The sequence below is a fragment of the Micromonospora sp. 4G55 genome (assembly GCF_016803375.1).
The window spans coordinates 1-3,636 of sequence record NZ_JAEVHN010000608.1 but is presented as its reverse complement, the minus strand read 5'-3'; the positions used below and the strand labels follow the sequence as shown (position 1 = coordinate 3,636).

Here is a 3,636-nt window from a genome sequence, read left to right as displayed (position 1 = left end):
CGGCCTGCGGGGCACGCCGTGAGCCGGCCGGTTCCGGGGGTACGACCGCAGCCGCCCCGGACGGCGCGGACCGCCCTCCGGTCGGGGTCGCCGTCTCCGGCAGTTCCCGGGCCGCTTCCTCGCCGAGTCGACGGCGCAGGGTGGCCAGCGCGCGGGAGGTCTGGCTCTTCACCGTGCCGGGCGAGATCTCCAGCAGCGCGGCGGTCTGCGCCTCCGACATGTCCTCGTAGAAGCGCAGGACCAGCACGGCGCGCTGCCGGGCGGGCAGCGCGGTCAGGTGCCGCCAGAGCACGTCCCGGTCGAGCTGCTGCTCGATCTCGTCGACCCCGGCCCGCTCGGGCAGCACCTCGGTGGGGCGTTCACCGTGCCAGCGCCGCCGCCACCAGCTGGTCGACGTGTTGACCATGACCCGCCGGGCGTACGGCTCGATCGCCTCGATCCCGCCGAGCCGCTTGCTGGCCAGGTACGTCTTGGTCAGCGCGGTCTGGAGCAGGTCCTCGGCGGTGGCCCAGTCCCCCGCCAGCAGGTACGCGGTGCGCAGCAGGGCACTGGAGCGCGCCGCGACGAAGTCGCGGAACTCCTCCTCGAGCGGATCCCGCTCGGCCACGCGTCACCTCCGCACCCCGTTCCTGCAGGTAGGGTGCCATGGCCGAGGCGGCGGGGTCGACGGCGAAAGGTTCGCAGTTCCTCCGATGAACGGACGAAAAGCTTCAGGCGCCGTCGTCGGCCTTGGCCTCGTCGGCCTCCTTGCCCAGCCGCGCCTCGACCGCCTGCGGCTCGTACATCTCCTCGACCACACGCAGGTAGAGCTCGTTCGGGTTGGGCAGGTTCTTGATCTCCCGCAGCGCCTGCTCCTGGCCCGCCGACTCCAGCACGAAGGTGCCGTAGTTGAGCGCGCGTCCGGTCGGGGTCTGCTCGTACTTCATGTCGGTGACCCGGACCAGCGGCATCATGGCGACCCGGCGGGTGATGATGCCGTTGACCACCATGACCCGTTTGTTGGTGAGGATGAAGCGGTCGTACCACCAGTCGGCCACCCGCCAGGCGACCCAGCCCATCACCGCGAACCAGAGCAGCACCGCGACGGTGGTGAGGGCGCCGACGTCCTGCCCGGCGAGGAAGCCGGAGAGGTAGCCGAGGATGAAGGTCGCGGCGATGCCGACGACGATCGGGGTGGAGAGGTGGATCCAGTGCCGCTTCCACTCGCCCCGGTAGCGCTCGGTGGGGAAGAGGTAGCGGGCGACCAGCGAGCTGGGCTCGTCCTCCAGGGGCAGCACCCGCCGGGGACCCATCGGCATGCCGGAGGCGTCCACCCGCAGCCCGGCCAGCTCCTCCTCGGAGATGGTGGCCTGCTGGTAGCCGGCCTCCGGGTCGCGCGCCCAGGTCCGCCCGGAGCGGCCCTCACCGGCGTATCCCGGCCCCTCGCCGTAGCCGATGTCGTCTGAAAGGGACGGACCGTCGCCCAGGCCCGGGCCGGAGCCATAACCCGGACCGTCGTCGGGACGGAACCGCGGGATCGGCTCGGTGTCCTGCTCCCGGCGCTCCCGGTCGGGGTCGTCGGGATCGAAGGGGGGTCCGGAGGGGCTGCCCATGGGCGGTCAGGCGACGAGGCTGGTGAAGAAGTCGCCGAAGCCCTGGGCGATGTCCATGATGCCGCCGCCGAGCGACTTGAAGACGTCCGCGGCGGAGTTCGGCCGGTAGGCGACGAAGAAGATCAAGAATGCGACGCCGGCCCAGGTGAGGACCTTCTTGACCATAGCGGGCCATCCTCTCGCGCGGGGCCGGGTCCGTTTACCGCAGCGGCACCCAGAGTATCAGTATGGTGTCGTACAGTGAATATCTGCGTTCGTTCCCTCACTAGTCCGTCAGGGCGGTCAGGCCCTGCCGTGCAGGTGAGGTGACGGCGCGCCGTACACGAGCTCGGGCGGTGTCCACTCGGAAAGGTCGTGCAGGACGACGTCTTCCGCGAGGAGGTGACCCGCGCTCGCCGGCCAGGCTATCGCATGCAGCCACATTCCCCGAGCCTCGCCCGCGTACGCGCTTCGATCCGCCGCCGAATCCACCAGCCACAGTGGAGTGGGGTGGCCGCCGACCTTGATCCGGGCCGGCTCGACGTGCTCCGGGTGGCCGAGCCCGGGGCCGGGGCCGGTGAGCGCCTCCGCGAGTTCGGGCCCCGGGTCCGGTCCGGACACCCCGGCGAAGCGGGCGCCCAGCCCGACGCCCGGCTCCTCGGCCACCAGCAGGAGTTCGGCCGGTCCCCCGCCCAGCGGCGCCGGACCGGCGCAGGCCACCGCCGTGGCCCGTACGCCGGAGGGGTCGTCCCCGGCCCAGCCGACCCCGGTGACCGTCCAACCCTGCGGCAGCGGCCACGGACACCAGAGCGGCACCCGGGGCCGCTCGGCCTTCTCGTCGGCGACGACGCGGTCGACCACGCTCGCCATGATCTCGGCTCCGATGTGTTCCGGTACGTGCAGCGGCGCGACCGGGCCGCACCGCGCACACCGCGACTCGGGGTGCATCAGGTCGGGGAGCCGACCTGGCCGGCGCACCTCGGACAACTCACCACGACGCTCACATCACCACCGTGACCCCCGGCCAGCGGCCCGTCAAGCGGAGCGGCCGTTTCCCTTCGGCGAGCCCCGGGCGGCCTCAGCCGGGCGGGGGGCCGGCGTGGGCGCGGATCCAGGCGTGCATGGCGATGCCGCTGGCCACGCCGGCGTTGATGGACCGGGTCGAGCCGTACTGGGCGATGGAGAAGAGCTGGTCACAGGCGGCGCGGGCCGGGTCGGACAGGCCCGGTCCCTCCTGACCGAAGAGGAGCACGCAACGGCGGGGCAGGGTGGTGGTCTCCAGCGGCCGGGAGCCGGGCAGGTTGTCGATGCCCACCACCGGCAGCTCCCGCCCGGCGGCCCAGGCGACGAACTCCTCGATCGTCGGGTGGTGCCGGACGTGCTGGTAGCGGTCGGTCACCATGGCGCCGCGCCGGTTCCACCGGCGCAGCCCGACGATGTGCACCTCGGCGGCGAGGAAGGCGTTGGCGTTGCGGACCACCGTGCCGATGTTGAAGTCGTGCTGCCAGTTCTCGATCGCCACGTGGAAGTCGTGCCGGCGCTCGTCCAGGTCGGCGACGACGGCCTCGCGGCGCCAGTACCGGTAGCGGTCGACCACGTTGCGCCGGTCGCCGGCGGCGAGCAGCTCCGGGTCGTAGCGCGGGTCGTCCGGCGGGTCGCCGGGCCACGGGCCGACACCCACGTCGAGCTGGTCCTCGGTCACGGTCACAAGAGGGTACGGACGAGCGGGGCACCGCCGGACGCCACCCCGGTCACCGCAGCCCCAGGGCACCACCGAGTCGGTCCAGCAACCGTCGGTCGGCGGGTCCGGGCGGATCGCCGGCCCGGCAGACCCGGGCGGCCACCGACTCCACCCACTGCCGGTACGCGGCCGAGTCGGCCGGGTCGGCCCGCCGGCCGAGTACGCGTACCGCAGCCCGGCAGGCGGCGAGGAGGTCGACCAGGTCGGTGAGCCGGTCGGCCTGGGCCGGCGCCCCGTCGTGGCGGGCGTAGATGGCGGTGACGACGGCGCGTACCAGGTCGCTGTCGGAGGCCCGGCCGGCGGCCACGGCGTCGAGCCCGGCGA

The 3,636-nt window shown here is 73.1% G+C and carries 5 protein-coding genes and 1 pseudogene; all 6 read right to left on the bottom strand.

The features are described from left to right. Positions 1–607, bottom strand: a 607-nt coding sequence (locus tag JNW89_RS30875) for a SigE family RNA polymerase sigma factor (protein ID WP_238451757.1), incomplete at its 3' end; no start/stop codon positions are given. 103 nt (positions 608–710) lie between these two features. Next, positions 711–1,592 (bottom strand): PH domain-containing protein, encoded by an 882-nt coding sequence (locus tag JNW89_RS30870; protein ID WP_238451756.1) that lies wholly within the window; start codon positions 1,590–1,592, stop codon positions 711–713. A gap of 6 nt (positions 1,593–1,598) precedes the next feature. Next, positions 1,599–1,757 (bottom strand): hypothetical protein, encoded by a 159-nt coding sequence (locus JNW89_RS30865; RefSeq protein WP_170285364.1) that lies wholly within the window; start codon positions 1,755–1,757, stop codon positions 1,599–1,601. A gap of 117 nt (positions 1,758–1,874) precedes the next feature. After that, the gene (locus tag JNW89_RS30860) at positions 1,875–2,519 is read right to left on the bottom strand and encodes a DUF6758 family protein (protein WP_238451758.1); all 645 of its coding nucleotides are present in this window, start codon (positions 2,517–2,519) and stop codon (positions 1,875–1,877) included. Between the two features lie 130 nt (positions 2,520–2,649). Beyond that, positions 2,650–3,273 (bottom strand): RNA methyltransferase, encoded by a 624-nt coding sequence (locus JNW89_RS30855; RefSeq protein ID WP_238451755.1) that lies wholly within the window; start codon positions 3,271–3,273, stop codon positions 2,650–2,652. 49 nt (positions 3,274–3,322) lie between these two features. Further along, positions 3,323–3,636 (bottom strand): annotated as a pseudogene (locus JNW89_RS30850) (hypothetical protein); the annotation flags it as partial.

Coding starts and splice junctions, on each gene's coding strand:
- JNW89_RS30865 (WP_170285364.1), bottom strand. CDS start 1,757: ATGGTCAAGAAGGTCCTCACCTGGGCCGGCGTCGCATTCTTGATCTTC.
- JNW89_RS30870 (WP_238451756.1), bottom strand. CDS start 1,592: ATGGGCAGCCCCTCCGGACCCCCCTTCGATCCCGACGACCCCGACCGG.
- JNW89_RS30860 (WP_238451758.1), bottom strand. CDS start 2,519: ATGCACCCCGAGTCGCGGTGTGCGCGGTGCGGCCCGGTCGCGCCGCTG.